Raw genomic sequence first — 17,202 nt, forward strand, 5'->3', positions numbered from 1 at the left:
GGCGTGTCCCGCGTACCGCGCCCCCGGGCGCGGGGGGCGGGGGGGCGGGGGGGGCGGGGCGCCCCCCCGGGGGGGGGGGGGGGGGAACCCCCCCCCCCCCCGCCTCCTGCACGTCCTCGCCCCGGCGCCCCGCCGACCGGGCCGGATGTCGGAGGCCGTGGGCATGATGGCCCCACGAGCACGACGACCCCGCCGGAGGCGCCCATGAGCACCGCAGACGACCCCACCACCGCGACCACTCCCGACCGCACGGGCTACGACCCGTCGTTCCTCACGGTCGACGTGCCCCTGCCGGCCGTCCACACCACCGTGCGCGAGCTGCCGTACGTCCACTTCACGGTGCTGCTCGACCCGGCCCGGCGCCTGGCCGCCCTGACGGCGGTCAACATCGACGGGGCGAGCCTGCTCGACCTCGGCCGCGGCGACGACTGGCACGTCGACGACCGCGTGCCCGACGACGAGCAGACCGGCCCCGACGTCTACGCCTCGAACGACCTCGACCGGGGGCACCTGGTGCGTCGTCGCGACCCGGTCTGGGGCGACCCGTCCGTCGCCGCGGCGGCGAACGTCGACACCTTCAGCTTCACGAACGCCGCCCCGCAGGCCGCCGAGTTCAACCAGTCGAAAGAACTCTGGCTCGGGCTCGAAGACCAGGTGTTGCAGTACGCCTCGACTCACCGGCAGCGTCTGACCGTCTTCACGGCACCCGTGCTGCTCGACGACGACGCTCCGTACCGCGGGGTCAGGCTGCCCCGCCGGTTCTTCAAGGTCGCGGCGTGGACGACGTCCGACGGTGGGTCGCTGCGCACGGCGGCCTACCTGCTCGACCAGTCGCCCGAACTCGAGGGCGTCGACCTCGAGGCGGCGTTCGCCCGGGCCCACGAGCTGGGCGACCCGCCCCCGCTCGGGCCGTACCGCACCTACCAGGTGCCCGTCCGCGACATCGCCGAGATGACCGGGTTCGACCTGGCCCAACTCGCCGAGGCCGACACCCTGCAGCCGGTGCCGACCATCGAGCCACCGGACGGCATCCGCGCCGGCTGGGTCCCGCTCACGTCGGTCGACCAGCTCTCGTTCTGAGGGCGGGGCCTCTCGCCCAGGCGGTTCGCATCGAGTCGTGCCACCATTCTCGGGCCATGGCACCGAACGACCGAGACCCCGTCGACCCCGCCGAGCCCTCCGACGAGGGGTCGGGCGACGCCGTGCCCGGCGACGCCACGTCCCGCGACCCCGAGCCGCGCGATCCGGGGCCGGTCCTGCCTCCCGAGATGCCGCGCAGCCTGACGATCCTGCGCGACGAGGACGCACCTCCGGTCCGCGCCGCCCCGTGGCGCGAGGTGCAGGTCGCCTTCGTCGTGCCGCTCACCTCGACCGACGCCGCCGCCGACGTCCGGCACCTGCTCGACGAACCCGAGCTGCACTTCTCGCCGGGCCTGCGTCGTGGAACCCTCGCGCTGCTGCCCCGTCGCTCGGCCCTGCTGCGGGTCGTGCTCGAGTGGGAGTGGTCGGTCGAGGCCGCCTCGTTCGCCGTCAACTCGTTCGAGCCCGAACCCTTCACGCCGGACGAGCGTGACGCCCTCGAGGCCTGGTCGCGCGCGACGGCCCGACGCCTGCACCTCTTCGAGGGCGCACTCGCGCGTGCCGTCGCCCGGGTCGACCACGACGTCGTCCGGGGCATCGACACGAGTTCGCCCGAGTCGTCCCTGGCCGGTGCGGCGGCCGCGGCCCGGGCCGCGCGAGCAGGCGTCGAGGGCACCGGGGCGGGCTCAGCCGTCGACGGTGCGTCCCGGCCGACCGACCTGGCGACGGCGGGCCCGGCGGCCACGACGCTGCGGACCGCCACCCTCGGGACGAGGCTCGCCTCACCGGCGCCCGGTGCGGCCCACCCGGTGGTCGACGTCACGCTGCCTGACGCGAGCGACCCCGGCTGGGAGGTGTTCGTCGACGCCGACAGCCGACAGACCCTGGGGTACCGCCGCACCCTCGACGTCGACGGCAGCGCGTACGCCTTCAGCTACCTCGTGGCGGACGACGTCGACGACGTCACGCCCGGCGACCTCGTCGACTGGCACGACCAGCACATCCAGCGCCAGCTGCTGGTCGAGGACGCCCGCCAGGCCTACGTGCACGTGCTCGCCGGGCTCGAGCCGCCGGTCTCGGTGCAGTACACGGTCTGACCGGCGCGCGCCGCGCCTCCTCGGCCGTCCCGAGGGGCCGGGCCGACGAGCCGGGCGGACGGAGGGGTCAGGGCGCGACGTCGACGATGGCGACGAAACGGGTGCCGACGCCGTCGACCTCGGCCCGGACGACGCCCGGCTCGGGCTCGGGCAGCTCGTCGGCGCCGTGGTCGTCGCAGCTGAGGTAGGTGTACTCGGGCCACCACTTCTTCGGCCGGGCCGCCTCGTGGTAACCGCAGACGACGCACTCGAGCTCGACCCAGACGGGCTTGCCCGTGCGGTTGGCGCGGGACTGCACCAGCCACGCCGGCGGGGTCCGCTCGATCACGACCAGCTCGTCGACCGTCATCTTGGGCGGCAGTCCGTGGCGCTTCGCCATCTCGAGCGGGATGTCCAGCCGCAGGGCGGCGTCTCGTCGCGTGATCACCCGCACACGCTACCCGTCAGCCCGCATCCGCCGCGAGCACCCGCCCTGTTGCCACGCGCAACACCGACCGTCAAGTCGGCCAGAGTGCCGACTTGCCCCCGAACGGGGGCCAGGCGGAGGCTCGAGCCAGGCGGCACGTGCCCGACCCACCCGGTCGGGCGATCACCGGGCCGCCCGTCCCGACGGCTCGGGCAGCAGCACCGCCCGACGGGGACCACCCGACACGCACCACACGAACGAAGGGGAACACCATGAAGAGAGCCGTCGCCGTCGCACTGACCACCGCGGCCCTGGCCGTCGGGTCGCTCGGGGTCTCGACCTCGGCCGTGGCCGCGGGGCCCGTCGACACCATCCGGTCGACGGACGTCGTCGGAGGCGAGAAGGCGCCCACGACGCCGTGGGCCGTCCAGCTGGTCTTCCAGACCGGGGGCACCGCGAGCTACGCCTGCACGGGCGAGCAGCTCAACGCCAGCTGGGTGCTGACCGCGCGCCACTGCATCGACGGCGTCACCTCGATGCAGGTGTACCACTCCAACAGCACGACGAACCCGGGCACCGCGATCGCCGTCGACCGCGTCGCCGCGGCACCGTCGGGTGACATCGCACTCGTCCACCTCAGCCAGTCGAAGGCCCTCGGCAGCTACCCCTCGGTGAACCTGGGGTTCCAGGCGACCTCGTCCGGCAGCGGGACGATCATGGGCTACGGCCTGCGGGCGAACTCGGTCCGGTCCGACGGCCTGTACCAGGCGACGGTCGGCCTGACCGGCCGCAGCACCGACGCCTACGGCGGGACCGCCCAGCACCTGAACGGCACGACCGGCGCGGCGAACCACGGCGACTCGGGCGGCCCGCTGATCGTGGGCGGCCAGATCGTGGCCGTCTGCTCGACCGGCGACGAGGCCGACCCGGGCGCGAACACGCGAGCGGGCTCGAACTACGCGGTGCTGTCGCAGAGCGCGAGCTGGATCCGCTCGACGGCCGGCCTCTAGTCCGGAGGCGGGCGGGTCCGGCCACCACGGGGGCTCACCGGCGCCCGGCGACGAGGGACCCTACCCACGACACGAGCGCAGGAGGCGCGCCCCGACCACGCGGCCGGGGCGCGCCTCCTGCGTCGTGGCGACCCGCGCCTCCTCGGTGCGTCGGCGGCGGCAGGCAGGCGCCCGCGGCGGTCCCACCCGGCCGCCGTCGCCCGACGGGCGGCGCCGACCCGTCAGGCGATCGGCTTCTCGAAGCAGATGGACTGCGGGATGGTCGTGACGTAGGGCTCGTAGGTCGGGATGCGCGTGAAACCGATCTTCTCGTACAGGGCGACGGCGTCCGGCTGCCGGTCGCCGGTCTGCAGGACGAGGCGACGGGCGCCGCCCTCGCGCGCGATCGACTCGACCTCGGCCATCAGCAGCCGACCGATGCCCCGCCCGCGCTGGCCGTCGGCGACGATCACGCGCTTGACCTCCCACTCGCCGTCGCGGTCCTGCACGAGGGCGTGGCCGACCGGGGTGCCGCCGTCGACGTCGTCGGCGACGACCAGCACGGTGCCCAACACGTTCGAGGGCTGGACGGTGAGGGCGGCGTTCCGCGCCTCGACGACGGCGGCGGGCTCGACCACGTCGCGGTGGTAGCGGACGGTCATCTCGGCGTCCATCGCGTCGCGCAGGGCGACGGCCCGGGGGTCGTCGAAGGCGACGCGTTCGAGGTGGAGCGGGGGCAGGGCGTGGTGGGCGGCGTTCGTCACCAGACGATTCTGCCCCTTCGTGGGCGGGCGGTCCGCCTCGGCGGGTTTCCGACCTAGAGGCCGACGCCTCGGGCGGCCATGAACGGCACGGGGTTCGTCGAGGCGCCGTTGACGCGCGTCTCGAAGTGCAGGTGGCAGCCGGTCGAGTTGCCCGTCGAGCCGACGAGCGCGATGAGCTGACCCGCGACGACGCTCTGGCCGCGCGACACCTTGATGCCGCCGTTGACGATGTGGCCGTAGGCGGTCGAGACGCCGCCGCCGTGGCTGATCTGGATGTAGTTGCCGTAGCCGCCCGTCAGGCCGGCGAACGTGACCGTGCCCGAGGTCGCGGCGTAGATGGGGCTGTTGCAACCGGGCGCGAGGTCGATGCCGTCGTGCATGCGGTAGACGCCCGTCACGGGGTTGACGCGCATGCCGTAGCCGCTCGACATGTAGCCGGCGCTGGGACGCACCCAGCCCGAACCGGTGGAGGCACCGCCGCCGGACGAGCCACCGCCCGAGGGCGCCGGAGCCGGTGCGGGGTTGCTCGGACGGGCTGCCGCCGCCGCCGCGGCCGCCACGGCACGCTGCTGACGGAGCACCTCGGCCTGGCGGGCGGCCTCGGCGGCCTCGGCCGCCTTGCGCGCCTCCTCGGCCTGACGCGCGACCTCGACGCCGGTGGCGTAGTCGGCCTCGGTCTGCAGGCTCTGGTCCTGCAGCACGGCGAGCTGGCCCTGGAGGCGCGACTCGTTCTCTTGCTGGGCGGCCACCGCGGACGCGGCGGCGTCGGACGCGGCCTGGGCCTCGTCCATCGAGACCTGTGCGGCACCTTGCAACTTCACGAGCGCGTCCGAGGCGACCTTGGCCTGGTCGGACAGCGACTGCGCGACGTTGCGGTCGGTCACCGCCTGCTGGCGGATGCCGTCGGTCTGCTCGGTGAGCTTGCTCATCGCCCCGAGGCGGTAGAGCAGGTCGCCCGCCTGCTCGGTGTCGCCCACCAGCTGGGACGAGACGTCGCCACCACCCGTGCGGGCGAGCTGCGCCGAGACCTGACCGGCCCGCTGTTCGCTGGCGTCGGCGACGGCGCCCTTCTCGTCGGCCTGCGCCTGCAGCTCGGAGAGCTTGGCGGCCCCGGCGTCGGCGTCGGCCTGTGCCTTCTCGAACGCGATGCCGAGACGTTCGGCCTCGGCCTGGGCATCGGCGGCGTCACTCGCCAGCTGGTCGAGCAGGCCCTGGATGCGGCTGACCTCGGCGGCCTTGGCCGACTCGTTCGACCGGGCCGCCTGGACGTCCTCCCACGAGGGGTAGCTGACGGCCTGCGCGGTCGAGGCCCCGAGCACCGAACCCGACACGACCAGCGACAGGCTGAGCAGCACCGTCGCGGCGGCGGCGATGCCTCGTCGGCGGGGCGGGGTCACGGGCGAAGTCACGGAGGGGGCACCTATCTGTGGTCGGTCCTGGCCCGCAGGACGCGTCGGATCGACGGTCGTCGGGGGTGGGGAACCCGATCAGCCTACGGGCGGAACCGGGAAGGGTAAACCCGCACCTCAAGGTTTCTCGTCATCGGCATGTCCCCAGTCAGGGGTTCACATGCGATCGCACGACATGACGTCAGTCACACGAGTCACACGATCTGTACCCCGAAAACCAGGAGGCGCGGTGCGGCGGACCCCGCGGGTCGCGGCGACGGGTGTCGCGTCGCGCGGCCTCGGAGCCCTGCCGGGCCCGATCGTGGGCGACGGGTCAGTCGACGAAGGCCGAGTTCAGCCGGTGCAACGCCGCGGCGAGCGCGTCGACCTCGGCGGCCGTCCAGCCGGCGAGTCGATCGGCCAGGGCGGACCGGTTCGCGTCGACGGACCGGGCCAGCAGGTCACGCCCGCGGTCCGTCAGGGCGAGAGCCTGGCCCCGCCGTCCCTCGCCGCCGGCCGCCGCCCCGGGTTCGACCAGCCCGAGTTCGACCAACCCGCCGAGCTGACGCGACACGGTCGACCGGTTGAGGCCGAAGTCCGCGGCGATGTCGGTGGCGCGGCACCCCGGGTTCGCGGCGATGAAGGTGACGAGCGAGTGCTCGACGAACGACAGCGGAGCACTCTTGTGCCGCGCACGGGCGACGGCCCGTCGCGACACCGTCTCGAGCTCGGAGTACACGGTGTCGATGCCCTGCTGCCCCCGCTGGTCCGTCACGCGCCCAGCCTAGCCACGGGTGATCGGGAACAGCGGAGCGGCGTTTTGTGTTGCATAATGCAACTGTCAGACCGATCGGGCAACGGCGCCCCCCGACCACGAGGAGCACCGTGACGACCACCGACCTGACCCTGCACCGACCCGGCGACCGGGTCCGCCCCGACGACGAGGGACGACGCGACGAGGCGTCACGCCCCGACCCGCGCCTCCACCGCGGCCACCAGCACGTCGGTCCGACCGTCGCGCGCCGCCCGCGCCCCGACGCCGCGGCCTGGCGCTCCCTGGCCCTGCACGTGCTCATCCCGCTCTTCCTCGCGACGGGGATGGCCCTGGCCTACCTCGGAGCCTTCGGCCACCCGGCCCCGCACCACGTCCCCGTCGCGGTCGTGGGCACCTCGGCCCAGAGCGAGGTCTTCGCCCAGCAGCTGAACGACGCCGACCCCGACGCGCTCGACGTCCGCACGGTGGCGGACCCGGCCGCCGCCCGGGCGCTGATCACCAGCCGCGAGATCTCGGGGGCGTTCGAGGTGGGTGCCACGGACGCGACGCTGTACGTCTCGTCCGCGGCCTCCGACACGACCGCGAACGTCCTGCAGAAGGTCTTCGGACCGGTGGCGTACCGGCTCGGCCTGCCCCTGCAGGTCGACGACGTCGTGCCGAGCGGCGGGGGCGACCCCACGGGCCAGGGGCTCTTCTTCCTGCTCGTCGCCCTGAGCGTCGGTGCGTACGCGAGTGCCGCGGCCATCTCGGCGGCGAGCGCCCGGCTGGGCCTCGGCTCGCGCCTCCTCGCCGGCGTCGTGACCGCGGCCGTCGTCGCGGCCGTCGGCACGGTCGTCGTCGGTCCGGTCTACCGGATCGTCACCACCGGGCTGTGGGGCGTGGCCCTCGTCAGCTGGCTGTACGTCACGGCGATCGTCGTGATCGGCATCGGCCTGCACCCCCTGCTGCGCCACTGGACGACGCCCGCGCTGACGATGCTCTTCGTCATGCTGAACTTCACCAGCTCGGGCGGCGTCTTCTCGTCGCAGCTCGTGCCGCCGTTCTTCGGTGCCCTCGGCGCCTTCTGGAACGGCTCGGCCTGGCTGCGCGCCACCCAGTCGATCGTGTACTTCCCGGGACAGGGCTGGGGGCGGGCCGGCCTGACGCTCGCCCTCTGGCTGGCCGTGGGCGTCGGCCTCGCCGGGCTCACGCACCTCTGGAGCGTCCGCCGCACCCGGCTCGCGGACGAGCGCGTCACGGTGCGCGAGGACGAAGAGGGCATCGCGGCCTGAGCCGGCCGCCGGACGGTCCTCACGAGGAGGCGCGGTGGGCGATGATCGCGCGCCGCGCCTCCTCGGGTCGTCGCGGCCCGGCCGACCCGGCCGGAGCTCGTGCGAGACTCGACCGGTGACGACGACGCACGAGACCCTCCGGCCGCCCCGACGCGACGAGCGCAACTGGGCGGACAGCTTCAGCTACGGCGCGACCGAGGTCGTGACGCCGACGTCGCTCGACGAGCTCCGCGGACTCGTCGCCGGGGCCCCCCGCATCCGGGCGCTCGGCACGCGTCACTCGTTCAGCGACGTCGCCGACGGCCGCGGCCTGCTGGTCTCGACGACGGCCCTCCCCTCCGACCCGGTGATCTCCGACGACGGTCGCAGCGTCACGATCGGTGCAGGCACGAACTACGCCGCCGTCGCCCGACACCTCGACCGCCACGGGCTCGCGCTGCTCAACATGGGGTCGCTGCCGCACATCTCGGTGGGCGGGGCGATCGCGACCGGCACGCACGGCTCGGGTCTCGGCCTCGGCAGCCTGGCGAGCGCGGTCTCGGCGCTCGAGATCGTCGGACCGGACGGGTCGCTGCGCACCGTCCGTCGGGGGGAGCCGTCGTTCGACGGCAGCGTCGTGGCGCTCGGCGCCCTCGGTGTCGTCGTGCGGGTGACGCTCGACGTGCAGCCCGGGTTCCGGATGCGCCAGGACACGTACGTCGACCTGCCCTGGACCAGCGTCGACGACCACCTGCTCGACGTGTTCGGCGCGGGCTACAGCGTCAGCTTCTTCCACGAGTTCGACCACCGCATCCGCGAGGTCCTGGTGAAGTCACGCGTGCCCGACGGCCTCGCGGACGTCTCGATGCCCCGCGAGCTCTGGGGTGCCCGGCCGGCCCCCGTCGACGAGCACGCCGAGGTGACCGGCACGAAGTCGACGCCGATGGACGGCAGCGTCGGCTCGTGGGCGGACCGGTTGCCGCACTTCCGCATCGACGCGACGCCGTCGGTGGGCTCCGAGCTGCAGAGCGAACACTTCGTCGCGCTCGAGGACGGGCCGGCCGCCCTCCGCGCCGTGCAGCGACTGGGCGACGCCCTGCGTCCGCACCTCCACACCTGCGAGACCCGCACGGTCGCGGGCGATCCGCTCTGGCTGAGCCCGACGCCCCGCGACAGCCTCGCGATCGCCTTCACCTGGAAGAAGCACCCGGCCGAGGTCGGCGCCCTGATCCCCCGCGTCGAAGAGGCGCTGGCCCCGTTCACCCCGCGGCCGCACTGGGGCAAGCTGTCGGCCCTGCCTCCGGCGTCGATCCGGGCGGCCTACCCGCGCCTGGACGACTTCGCCGCGCTCGTGCGCGAGGTCGACCCCGACGGCAAGTTCTCGGGCCCCGCGCTCGAACGTCTGCTCGCCTAGCCGGTCGTCGAGGTCGCGTCCGTGGCCTCGGACCGCCGCCCGACGAGGACGGCGGAGGCGGTCAGTACGACTCGCCCGTGGGGTCGGGGGCGTCGAGGTCGAGCAGCTCGGCGCCGCCGACGGGCAGGCCCTGCCACGTCTGCAGACGCCAGCCGCGGTCGAGCGTGCCCTCGAGCGTGACGACGCCCGTGTTCTCGAGCAGGTGCCGGCGGATGAACTCGTCGTCGGCGTTGACGGCCCGCGAGCCGACCCAGGCACGGATGGCCGCACCGTGGCTGACGGCGGCGACCGTCTCGTGCCCGTCGCGCTCGCCCGCCGCGACGAGCTCGGCGAGGGCGGAGTCGTACCGTGCGAAGAACTCGTGCCCGTCCTCGGAGCCGGGCACCCGGGCGTCGAGGTCGCCCGACGCCCAGGAGAACACGCGACCGACGTAGGCCGTGACCGCGTCGGTGTCGCTCCGACCCTCGAGGTCGCCCGCCCTCACCTCGCGCAGCCCGTCGAGCACCACGGGGGCGAGCCCCCGGGCGTCGGCGAGGGGCGCAGCCGTGAGCTGCGTGCGGACGAGCGTGCTGACGGCGAGGGCGCCGATCGACTCGTCGGCGAGGGCGGCGGGGAGCGCCTCCGCCTGGCGCCGCCCGAGGTCGGTGAGCCCGACCCCCGGGGCGACGGTGCCGAGCTTCCCCTCGACGTTGTCGGGCGTCTGACCGTGGCGGATCAACAACAAGCGCATGATCGTCCACCCTACGGTGGGCCTCCGACACCGCTGCCCCGGGGCGGAGGCGCGAGGCGGGCGACGACGGGCGATCGGGCTGCGCGGAGTCGTCGGGCGGCGGGCGGCGGGGTCAGGCGTCGGGCCAGAGGCTGCCCGCGTCGACGACGGCGTCGGCCCGGCCCCGGGTGGAGCGGACCAGCCGGGCGGCGACCTCGTCCGGTCCGGCCGCCCAGGCCTCGGCCGCCTCGGGCGTCATGCCGAACCGGACGTGACGCGCGACCAGCCACCGTCGCCGGAGCGCGGCCGGGGTGTCGACGAACCACACCTCGTCGAACGCCGACCTCACGTCGGGCCACGGGGCGAGCTCGGCCAACAGGTAGTTGCCCTCGCTGACCACGACCTCGACGCGCGCGTCGACCTCGATCGCGCCCCCGATCGACTCCTCGACCCCGCGGACGTACTCGGGTGCCCAGACCGTCGACCGGCTCGTCCGCAGACGGTGCAGCAGGGCCAGGTAGCCCTCGGCGTCGAACGTGTCGATCGCCCCCTTGCGGTCGAGGCGGCCGAGCCGGGCCAACGTCGCACCGGCCAGGTGGAAGCCGTCCATCGGCACGACGACGGCCCGCACGCCCACGCGCGAGAGCCCCTCGACGACGGCCGCGGCAGCCGTGCTCTTGCCGCCACCCGGTTCGCCCGCGACTCCGATCAGGGTGCGGACGGGCGTCGGAGCCGGCCCGGAGGACGACGCGCGGTGCCGCGAGGAGCCGAGCCGCGCCTCCTGCGCTCTGGCGTGGACCGCGAGGGCGCGGGCGACGAGGTCGTCGACCGAGCCGAGCGGGGTCGCCGTCACTCGGGGCGGCCGGCCGAGCCGGGCACGGCGCCCGGGTCGTCGCCGACGTCGGCCGTGCGCAGTTCGGTGAGGGCGGCCTCGCGGCGCGACCGACGCCAGGCCAGCAGGGCGTGGAGGGCGATCGGCACAACCGAGAGCGCGACGAGCACGACGGCGAGCACGTCGATGTGGTCGCGGATGAACGGGATGCCGCCGAGCAACGACCCGAGGACGGTCATGCCCACGGCCCAGAGGAACGCCCCGGTGACGTTGAAGAGGAGGAACTTCGGGTACCGGTAGCCCGCCGTGCCGGCCGCGAGGGGGACGTACGTGCGGACGATCGGGACGAACCGCCCGAGGATCAGGCTCGTGCCCCCGTACTTCGCGAAGAACGCCTCGGCGCGCTCGAGGTAGGCGGTCTTGAGGATGCGGGCGTCGTCCGTGAACAGGCGGCGGCCGAAGCGGTTGCCGAGGAGGTACCCGACCTGGTCGCCCAGCACCGCGGCGACGAAGGCGCACAGCGCGATCACCCAGACCTGCAGGCCCAGCGCCTCGTGCAGCACGCCCGCCGTGAAGAGCAGGGAGTCCCCCGGCAGGAAGGGGAAGAGCACGCCCGACTCGACGAACACCATCAACGAGATGCCGGCGAGCGCCCAGGGTCCGAGGGCCGGCAGCAACTCGTCCGGGTTGAACAGGACGAACCCCCCGCCGGTGGAGGCGGGCAGGGCGGCGAGCAGGGCGTCGGCGATCACGAGGGACGACCCTAACGGGTCGACCCTGCGGCGCGGCGTCCGCCGAGCGGACCAGGCCGTCCTCCGGCGGTCTCGGCCGGGCGGGGGATGCCCCCGCGCACGCCACGCACCTAGCCTGGGGCGATGCGGACACCCCCCAGCATGCCGACGACAGGACGCACGCGATGATCGAAGCCCGGAACCTCACCAAGATCTACGGAGACAAGCGCGCACTCGACGACGCCACCTTCACGGTCCGCCCCGGCCTGGTCACCGGGTTCCTCGGCCCGAACGGCGCCGGCAAGTCGACCACCATGCGCATGATCGTGGGCCTCGACCGACCCACCCGCGGCAGCGTGACGGTCAACGGCAAGCGCTTCGCCGACCACGCGGCCCCGCTGCACGAGGTCGGCGTCCTGCTCGACGCCAAGGCCGTGCACACCGGCCGCAGCGCCCACGACCACCTGCTGGCCATGGGTGCCACGCACGGCATCGGCAAGAAGCGCGTGGCCGAGGTGATCGCCCTGACCGGCCTCGAGTCGGTGGCGAAGAAGCGGGTCGGCGGCTTCTCGCTCGGCATGGGTCAGCGCCTGGGCATCGCCGCAGCGTTGCTCGGCGACCCCGCCACCGTGATCCTCGACGAGCCCGTCAACGGCCTCGACCCCGAGGGCGTCGTCTGGGTGCGCACCCTGGCCCGCTTCCTCGCGAGCGAGGGCCGCACGGTCTTCCTCTCGTCGCACCTCATGAGCGAGATGGCGCAGACCGCCGACCACCTCATCGTCCTCGGGCGGGGCAAGGTGCTCGCCGACTCCCCCGTCGCGGACGTCATCTCGCAGGCCTCGGGCGACGCCGTCCGCGTCCGCAGCCCGCACGCCGACCACCTCGTCTCGCTGCTGCGGGGCCCCGACGTCGCCGTCACGGCCGTCGAGCCCGGCGTGGTCGAGCTGCGCGGCGTCACCGCCGAGCGGGTCGGCGACCTCGCCGCCTCGTCGGGCGTCGTGCTGCACGAACTCACCCCCCTCGTCCGCTCGCTCGAGGACGCGTACATGACCCTCACGCAGGACTCCGTCGAGTACCACGCAGGAGGCGCGGCGTCGGGCAACCACGTCGCCCCCGACACGCAGACCCCCCAGGGAGCGACCCGATGACCGCCACGACACCCACCCGCCACCTCGACCGGCCCGCACCTCCCGCCTCCAGACTCTCCTTCGGGGGCGTGCTGCGCAGCGAGTGGATCAAGCTCCGCACCCTCCGGTCGACGTGGTGGTGCCTGGCCGTCATGGTGGCCGTCATCGTGGCCTTCGGCGCCCTGTTCTCGACCAGCGCCGGCTTCTTCGCCCTCGACGGCGCGACGCGTGAACAGCAGCAGGCCGTGGTGGCGCAGTCGGTCACGGTCGGCGTCGTCTTCGGTCAGTTGGTCGCCTCGATCCTCGGGGCCCTCGTCATCACGGGCGAGTTCGGCACCGGCATGATCCGCTCGACCTTCACGGCCGTTCCCCGCCGCGGTGCCGCCCTGGTCGCCAAGTTGATCGTCGTCGCCGTGACCCTGTTCGTCGTGTCATTCATCGGGCTCGTGGTGTCGCTCCTCGTCAACAGCGCGATCCTGCCGCTGCACGACATCTCGGTCGACTTCGCCGACGTCGCACTCTGGAAGACCGTCCTGGGTGCCGCCGTCTCCGTCGCGGCCATCGGCATGATGGCCCTCGCCCTGGGCGCCATCATCCGCAACGGCGCGGGCGCCATCGCCTCCGCCGTCGGCATCGTGTTCGTCCTGCCGATCGTGCTGCAGCTCTTCATGACGGCCAACGACTCGGTGTGGCTCTACAACCTGAACGAGATCATCCCGCCGAACGCCAGCGCTCGCCTCTACGACTACGTCGTGGACGGGCGGTCCGCGACCATGCTGCCCGTGCCCGAGGGCGCCTGGGCACTCGAGCCCTGGACGGCCCTGCTCGTCCTGGCCGGTTGGGTCGTCGTGCTCTTCGCCGTGGCCTTCGCACTCGTGAAGCGACGCGACGTCTGACCGACCCGCACCGCGCCTCCTCGGGGTGACGGCGGGGCGATCGTGACGGATCGGGAAGAACCGGACCGTCTCGTACGTTCAGCCGCACAGGCACACCCGCCGTCACCTCCGAGGAGCCCCATTTGAGCAACGACCTCTCGCCCGCGCCGACCACCGTCCCGGGCGCGTCACCGACCTCGACGTCGAACGCCCACGGAGCCGACGCCTCGGGCGCCGACGGCGGCCAGGCCGCGACCGACGCCCGCAACAAGCTCGTCATCGGGTTGCTGCTCGTGTCGGCGTTCGTGGTCATCCTCAACGAGACGATCATGGGCGTCGCGCTGCCCAGCCTGACGAGCGACCTCGGCATCACGGTCACGGCGGGCCAGTGGTTGACCACGGGCTTCATGCTCACCATGGCCGTGGTCATCCCGATCACGGGGTTCCTGCTGCAGCGCTTCAACACCCGACCCGTGTTCATCACGGCCATGAGCTTGTTCAGCCTCGGCACCGCCATCTCGGCCGTCGCGCCGGGCTTCGGCGTGCTGCTGCTCGGCCGCGTCGTCCAGGCCTCGGGCACGGCCATCATGATGCCGCTGCTCATGACGACCGTCCTCACCCTCGTGCCGCCGGCGACCCGGGGCCGCACGATGGGCAACATCTCGATCGTCATCTCGGTCGCGCCGGCCATCGGGCCGACGATCTCGGGAGTCATCCTGAGCGTGCTCGAGTGGCGCTTCATGTTCATCCTCGTGCTGCCGATCGCGTTGGCCGCCCTCGCCCTCGGCGCGGCCCGCGTCAAGAACGTCACCACGCCGAAGAAGGTGCCGCTCGACGTCACCTCGGTGATCCTCTCGGCATTCGCCTTCGGCGGGATCGTCTTCGGGCTCAGCTCGATCGGCGAGGGTGCGGAGGCGGCCGTCCCCGCATGGGTCCCCCTGGCCGTCGGCGTCCTGGCGCTGGTCGCCTTCGTGCTGCGCCAGCGGTCGCTGCAGCGTCGTGACCGCGCTCTGCTCGACCTGCGGACCTTCCGCTCGCGCACCTTCACCATCTCGGCCTCGGTGCTCGGCGTCGGCATGATCGCCCTCTTCGGCACGCTGATCGTGCTGCCGATCTACCTGCAGAACGTGCACGGCCTCGACCCGCTCGCCACCGGCCTGCTGCTGCTGCCCGGCGGTCTCGTGCAGGGCTTGCTCTCACCCGTCGTCGGCCGCCTGTTCGACCGTTACGGGCCGACCGTCCTGCTCGTGCCCGGCACGACGCTCGTCAGCGCGGTGCTGTGGTTCATGTCGACGGTGTCCGAGTCGACGCCCATCCCGATGGTGCTGGCGGCGCACGTCGCCCTCAGCATCGGCCTGGCGTTCATGTTCACGCCGCTATTCACCTCGGGCCTCGGCTCGCTGCCGTCGAACCTCTACTCGCACGGCAGCGCGATCGTCGGCACGGTGCAGCAGCTCGCCGGCGCCGCGGGAACGGCCGTGTTCGTCACCGTGATGACGCTCGCCGCCACCGCCGCCGCCAGCCAGTCGGGCGTCGGCGTCGCGGCGACGGGAGCGGGCGTCCGCGCGGCCTTCCTCGTCGGGGCGATCATCTCGGTGTTCGCCGTCGTCGGGTCGTTCTTCGTCCGCCGCCCACCCGTGGTCGAGGGCGCCGAGCCGGTCGTCGCCCACTGACGCCGGGGCGCCGAGTCGGTCGTCGCCCGCTGTCGGCGGGGCGGCCGAGTCGGTCATCGCCCGCTGACGACGGGGCGCCTGTGCCGGACCCGGCGCCCGTCCACCCGCAACGGCGCCGGTGCACGTGCCCACACCCGCGCCCGGCGCGAACACCCACCCGGAGCCCCCACCGGTCGGCAACTCCTGACTCGTGACGGGCGTCGGCCTCGTGTCGCCGTCGTCACGGCCCGTGCCGCCCTGTGGTCCTGCGTTCCCGACGTGCGCCTCCGTCCGACGATCAGCCGTCCCCGCGGCCGCGCGGCGACCGGCCTGCCGACCTGGATGTGCGGCGAATTCCTGGCCGGTGCGGCACGCCGAAAGGCGACTGCCCCGCGGTCGGCCCGTCTCTCCTCGGAAGCCCTGCGTTGCCGACGGGCACCGGCCCGAGGCGGACGGTGCCGGGCTCCGGGCACGGTCGCGGACAGGAGCGTCGCGCGCGAGTAGCGTCCGTGCACGTGCAGATCGTGCACAGTTGCACACCACGCACCCGTCGTCGCATCACCGGGAGGCCGACCCATGACCAGCACACCCGCCACCTCGTCCGGAGCGACCAGGAGCCTGGTACCCGCCCGCATGGACCGGCTCCCCTGGACGCGGTTCCACTGGTCGATCGTCGTCGGTCTCGGCTTCTCCTGGGTGCTCGACGGGCTCGAGATCCAGATCGTGGCGTCGGCCGGATTCCAGGCCGACTTGGGCCTGACCGCGGCGGAGGTCGGCCTGCTGGGAACGATCTACCTCGTCGGCCAGGTGTTCGGCGCGCTGATCTTCGGGCGCATGGCGGACAGCCTGGGGCGCAAGAAGCTCTTCATCCTGACGCTCGCGATCTACCTCGTGGCGAGTGCCATCGCCGGCCTGGCGCCGAACTTCGCGTTCTTGGCCGTGTTCCGATTCTTCGCCGGTGCGGGCATCGGCGGCGAGTACGCCGCGATCAACTCGGCGATCGACGAACTCATCCCCTCGAAGTACCGCGGCCGCGTCGACATCGCGATCAACGGCACCTACTGGGGCGGGGCGGCCCTCGGCGCCACCGCCAACATCTTCCTGTTGAACCCCGACCTTTTCGCCGAGAACGTCGGCTGGCGCATCGGGTTCTTCATCGGGCCTGTGCTCGGGCTCGCCATCATCTACCTGCGGCGACACATCCCCGAGAGCCCCCGGTGGCTGATGACCCACGGTCGCGAGCAGGAGGCCGAGGCCACGGTCGACGAAATCGAGGCTCGCGTCGAGCGCGACAAGGGCACCGATCACCTCTCGCCGGTGTCGGACGACCAGGCCATCGAGGTGGTGGCGGCGGGACGCATCAGCTTCGGGACGATCATCCGCACCCTGGTGCGTGACTACCCCAAACGGACCTTCGTCGGCGCCGCGATGATGATCACCCAGTCGTTCCTCTACAACGCGATCTTCTTCACTTACGCGCTGGTGCTGCAGAACTTCTACGGCACGAGCCCCAGCAGCACCCAGTACTTCTTCCTGATCTTCGCCGTGGGCAACCTGCTCGGCCCGCTCGTGCTCGGTCCCCTGTTCGACAGTTGGGGACGGCGCCAGATGATCTTCTTGACGTACGCCGTGTCGGCAGTCGTCCTCGCCGTGTCCGCCGTCCTGTTCCAGGCGGACGTCTTGAACGCGGCGACCCAGACCGCCTTCTGGAGCGTCTCGTTCTTCTTCGCGTCGGCAGGAGCGTCATCTGCCTACCTGACGGTCAGTGAGATCTTCCCGCTCGAACTGCGCAGTCAGGTGATCGGGTACTTCTTCGCCCTCGGCCAGATCGTCGGGGCCGTCGCGCCCAGCCTGTACGGAGCACTCATCGGCGACGGGAGCGACCGGGGCCCGTTGACCGGCGGGTACTTCCTCGGGGCGGGGGTCATGCTCGTCGGCGGTGTCATCGCCCTCCTCTTCGGCGTGGACGCGGCACGCAAGTCGCTCGAGACCATCACGACTCCCCTCTCGGTCGTGCCGCCGTCGAAGCAGTCCCCCCGGGGCTGACTCCGGCGTCCCGGCGTTCCGGGTCGCCGAGGTGGGCCGACACCCACCTGCCGATGATGCGGCCGTG

Annotated in this window: 16 protein-coding genes; 9 read left to right on the forward strand and 7 right to left on the reverse strand. The window is 73.0% G+C overall.

What is annotated here, in order from left to right:
* Nucleotides 1-204: 204 nt before the first annotated feature.
* The gene (locus ABID81_RS10330; protein ID WP_354594722.1) at nt 205-1,080 is read left to right on the forward strand and encodes a DNA/RNA non-specific endonuclease; all 876 of its coding nucleotides are present in this window, start codon (nt 205-207) and stop codon (nt 1,078-1,080) included.
* A 56-nt stretch (nt 1,081-1,136) separates the two neighbouring features.
* Nucleotides 1,137-2,177: a hypothetical protein gene (locus tag ABID81_RS10335; RefSeq protein ID WP_354594723.1), complete on the forward strand. Its 1,041-nt coding sequence runs from the start codon at nt 1,137-1,139 to the stop codon at nt 2,175-2,177.
* A gap of 67 nt (nt 2,178-2,244) precedes the next feature.
* On the opposite strand, the gene ABID81_RS10340 is transcribed toward ABID81_RS10335, so the two are convergent.
* Nucleotides 2,245-2,604 carry a hypothetical protein gene (locus ABID81_RS10340; protein WP_354594724.1) on the reverse strand — a complete coding sequence of 120 codons (360 nt, stop codon included), beginning with the start codon at nt 2,602-2,604 and terminating at the stop codon, nt 2,245-2,247.
* Between the two features lie 251 nt (nt 2,605-2,855).
* On the opposite strand from ABID81_RS10340, the gene ABID81_RS10345 reads away from it, so the two are divergent.
* Entirely contained in the window at nt 2,856-3,593 is a 738-nt protein-coding gene (locus ABID81_RS10345) for a S1 family peptidase (protein WP_354594725.1), read from the forward strand.
* Nucleotides 3,594-3,814: 221 nt separating this feature from the next.
* Here ABID81_RS10345 and ABID81_RS10350 read toward each other — a convergent pair whose 3' ends face one another.
* The 3 genes from ABID81_RS10350 to ABID81_RS10360 form a co-directional block, all read right to left on the reverse strand.
* On the reverse strand, nt 3,815-4,336 hold the full coding sequence (locus tag ABID81_RS10350; protein ID WP_354594726.1) for a GNAT family N-acetyltransferase: 522 nt from the start codon (nt 4,334-4,336) through the stop codon (nt 3,815-3,817).
* A gap of 53 nt (nt 4,337-4,389) precedes the next feature.
* Entirely contained in the window at nt 4,390-5,745 is a 1,356-nt protein-coding gene (locus tag ABID81_RS10355; protein WP_354594727.1) for a M23 family metallopeptidase, read from the reverse strand.
* Nucleotides 5,746-6,058: 313 nt separating this feature from the next.
* The gene (locus ABID81_RS10360) at nt 6,059-6,499 is read right to left on the reverse strand and encodes a MarR family winged helix-turn-helix transcriptional regulator (protein ID WP_354594728.1); all 441 of its coding nucleotides are present in this window, start codon (nt 6,497-6,499) and stop codon (nt 6,059-6,061) included.
* A 110-nt stretch (nt 6,500-6,609) separates the two neighbouring features.
* Between ABID81_RS10360 and ABID81_RS10365 the strand changes: the two genes are divergently transcribed.
* Nucleotides 6,610-7,770, forward strand: coding sequence for an ABC transporter permease (locus ABID81_RS10365; protein WP_354594729.1), 1,161 nt, complete (start codon nt 6,610-6,612; stop codon nt 7,768-7,770).
* A 115-nt stretch (nt 7,771-7,885) separates the two neighbouring features.
* Nucleotides 7,886-9,163 carry an FAD-binding protein gene (locus ABID81_RS10370; RefSeq protein ID WP_354594730.1) on the forward strand — a complete coding sequence of 426 codons (1,278 nt, stop codon included), beginning with the start codon at nt 7,886-7,888 and terminating at the stop codon, nt 9,161-9,163.
* Nucleotides 9,164-9,224: 61 nt separating this feature from the next.
* Here the strand turns inward: ABID81_RS10370 and ABID81_RS10375 are convergent, their stop codons facing one another.
* The 3 genes from ABID81_RS10375 to ABID81_RS10385 form a co-directional block, all read right to left on the reverse strand.
* Nucleotides 9,225-9,893, reverse strand: coding sequence for a histidine phosphatase family protein (locus ABID81_RS10375; protein ID WP_354594731.1), 669 nt, complete (start codon nt 9,891-9,893; stop codon nt 9,225-9,227).
* Between the two features lie 112 nt (nt 9,894-10,005).
* The gene (locus tag ABID81_RS10380; RefSeq protein WP_354594732.1) at nt 10,006-10,725 is read right to left on the reverse strand and encodes a nucleoside/nucleotide kinase family protein; all 720 of its coding nucleotides are present in this window, start codon (nt 10,723-10,725) and stop codon (nt 10,006-10,008) included.
* Nucleotides 10,722-11,456 carry a DedA family protein gene (locus ABID81_RS10385; protein ID WP_354594733.1) on the reverse strand — a complete coding sequence of 245 codons (735 nt, stop codon included), beginning with the start codon at nt 11,454-11,456 and terminating at the stop codon, nt 10,722-10,724. Before ABID81_RS10385 ends, ABID81_RS10380 begins: the two co-directional genes overlap by 4 nt.
* Before the next feature lie 164 nt (nt 11,457-11,620).
* Between ABID81_RS10385 and ABID81_RS10390 the strand changes: the two genes are divergently transcribed.
* The 4 genes from ABID81_RS10390 (at nt 11,621) to ABID81_RS10405 (ending at nt 17,135) form a co-directional block, all read left to right on the forward strand.
* Entirely contained in the window at nt 11,621-12,583 is a 963-nt protein-coding gene (locus ABID81_RS10390) for an ABC transporter ATP-binding protein (protein ID WP_354594734.1), read from the forward strand.
* On the forward strand, nt 12,580-13,458 hold the full coding sequence (locus tag ABID81_RS10395; RefSeq protein WP_354594735.1) for an ABC transporter permease subunit: 879 nt from the start codon (nt 12,580-12,582) through the stop codon (nt 13,456-13,458). The genes ABID81_RS10390 and ABID81_RS10395 overlap by 4 nt, the downstream gene beginning before the upstream one ends.
* 122 nt (nt 13,459-13,580) lie before the next feature.
* Complete coding sequence (locus ABID81_RS10400; RefSeq protein ID WP_354594736.1) at nt 13,581-15,110, forward strand: MDR family MFS transporter; 1,530 nt, start codon at nt 13,581-13,583, stop codon at nt 15,108-15,110.
* A 555-nt stretch (nt 15,111-15,665) separates the two neighbouring features.
* A complete protein-coding gene (locus tag ABID81_RS10405; RefSeq protein ID WP_354594737.1) occupies nt 15,666-17,135 on the forward strand; it encodes an MFS transporter in 1,470 nt (489 codons plus the stop codon).
* The last annotated feature ends 67 nt before the right edge of the window (nt 17,136-17,202 follow it).

The sequence above is a fragment of the Frigoribacterium sp. PvP054 genome (assembly GCF_040547465.1).
GTDB lineage: Bacteria > Actinomycetota > Actinomycetes > Actinomycetales > Microbacteriaceae > Frigoribacterium.

Bases quoted from the DNA above. Each gene is read 5' to 3' on its own strand.
- ABID81_RS10330 (WP_354594722.1), top strand. From the start codon at position 205: ATGAGCACCGCAGACGACCCCACCACCGCGACCACTCCCGACCGCACG.
- ABID81_RS10335 (WP_354594723.1), top strand. From the start codon at position 1,137: ATGGCACCGAACGACCGAGACCCCGTCGACCCCGCCGAGCCCTCCGAC.
- ABID81_RS10345 (WP_354594725.1), top strand. From the start codon at position 2,856: ATGAAGAGAGCCGTCGCCGTCGCACTGACCACCGCGGCCCTGGCCGTC.
- ABID81_RS10375 (WP_354594731.1), bottom strand. From the start codon at position 9,893: ATGCGCTTGTTGTTGATCCGCCACGGTCAGACGCCCGACAACGTCGAG.
- ABID81_RS10390 (WP_354594734.1), top strand. From the start codon at position 11,621: ATGATCGAAGCCCGGAACCTCACCAAGATCTACGGAGACAAGCGCGCA.
- ABID81_RS10395 (WP_354594735.1), top strand. From the start codon at position 12,580: ATGACCGCCACGACACCCACCCGCCACCTCGACCGGCCCGCACCTCCC.
- ABID81_RS10405 (WP_354594737.1), top strand. From the start codon at position 15,666: ATGACCAGCACACCCGCCACCTCGTCCGGAGCGACCAGGAGCCTGGTA.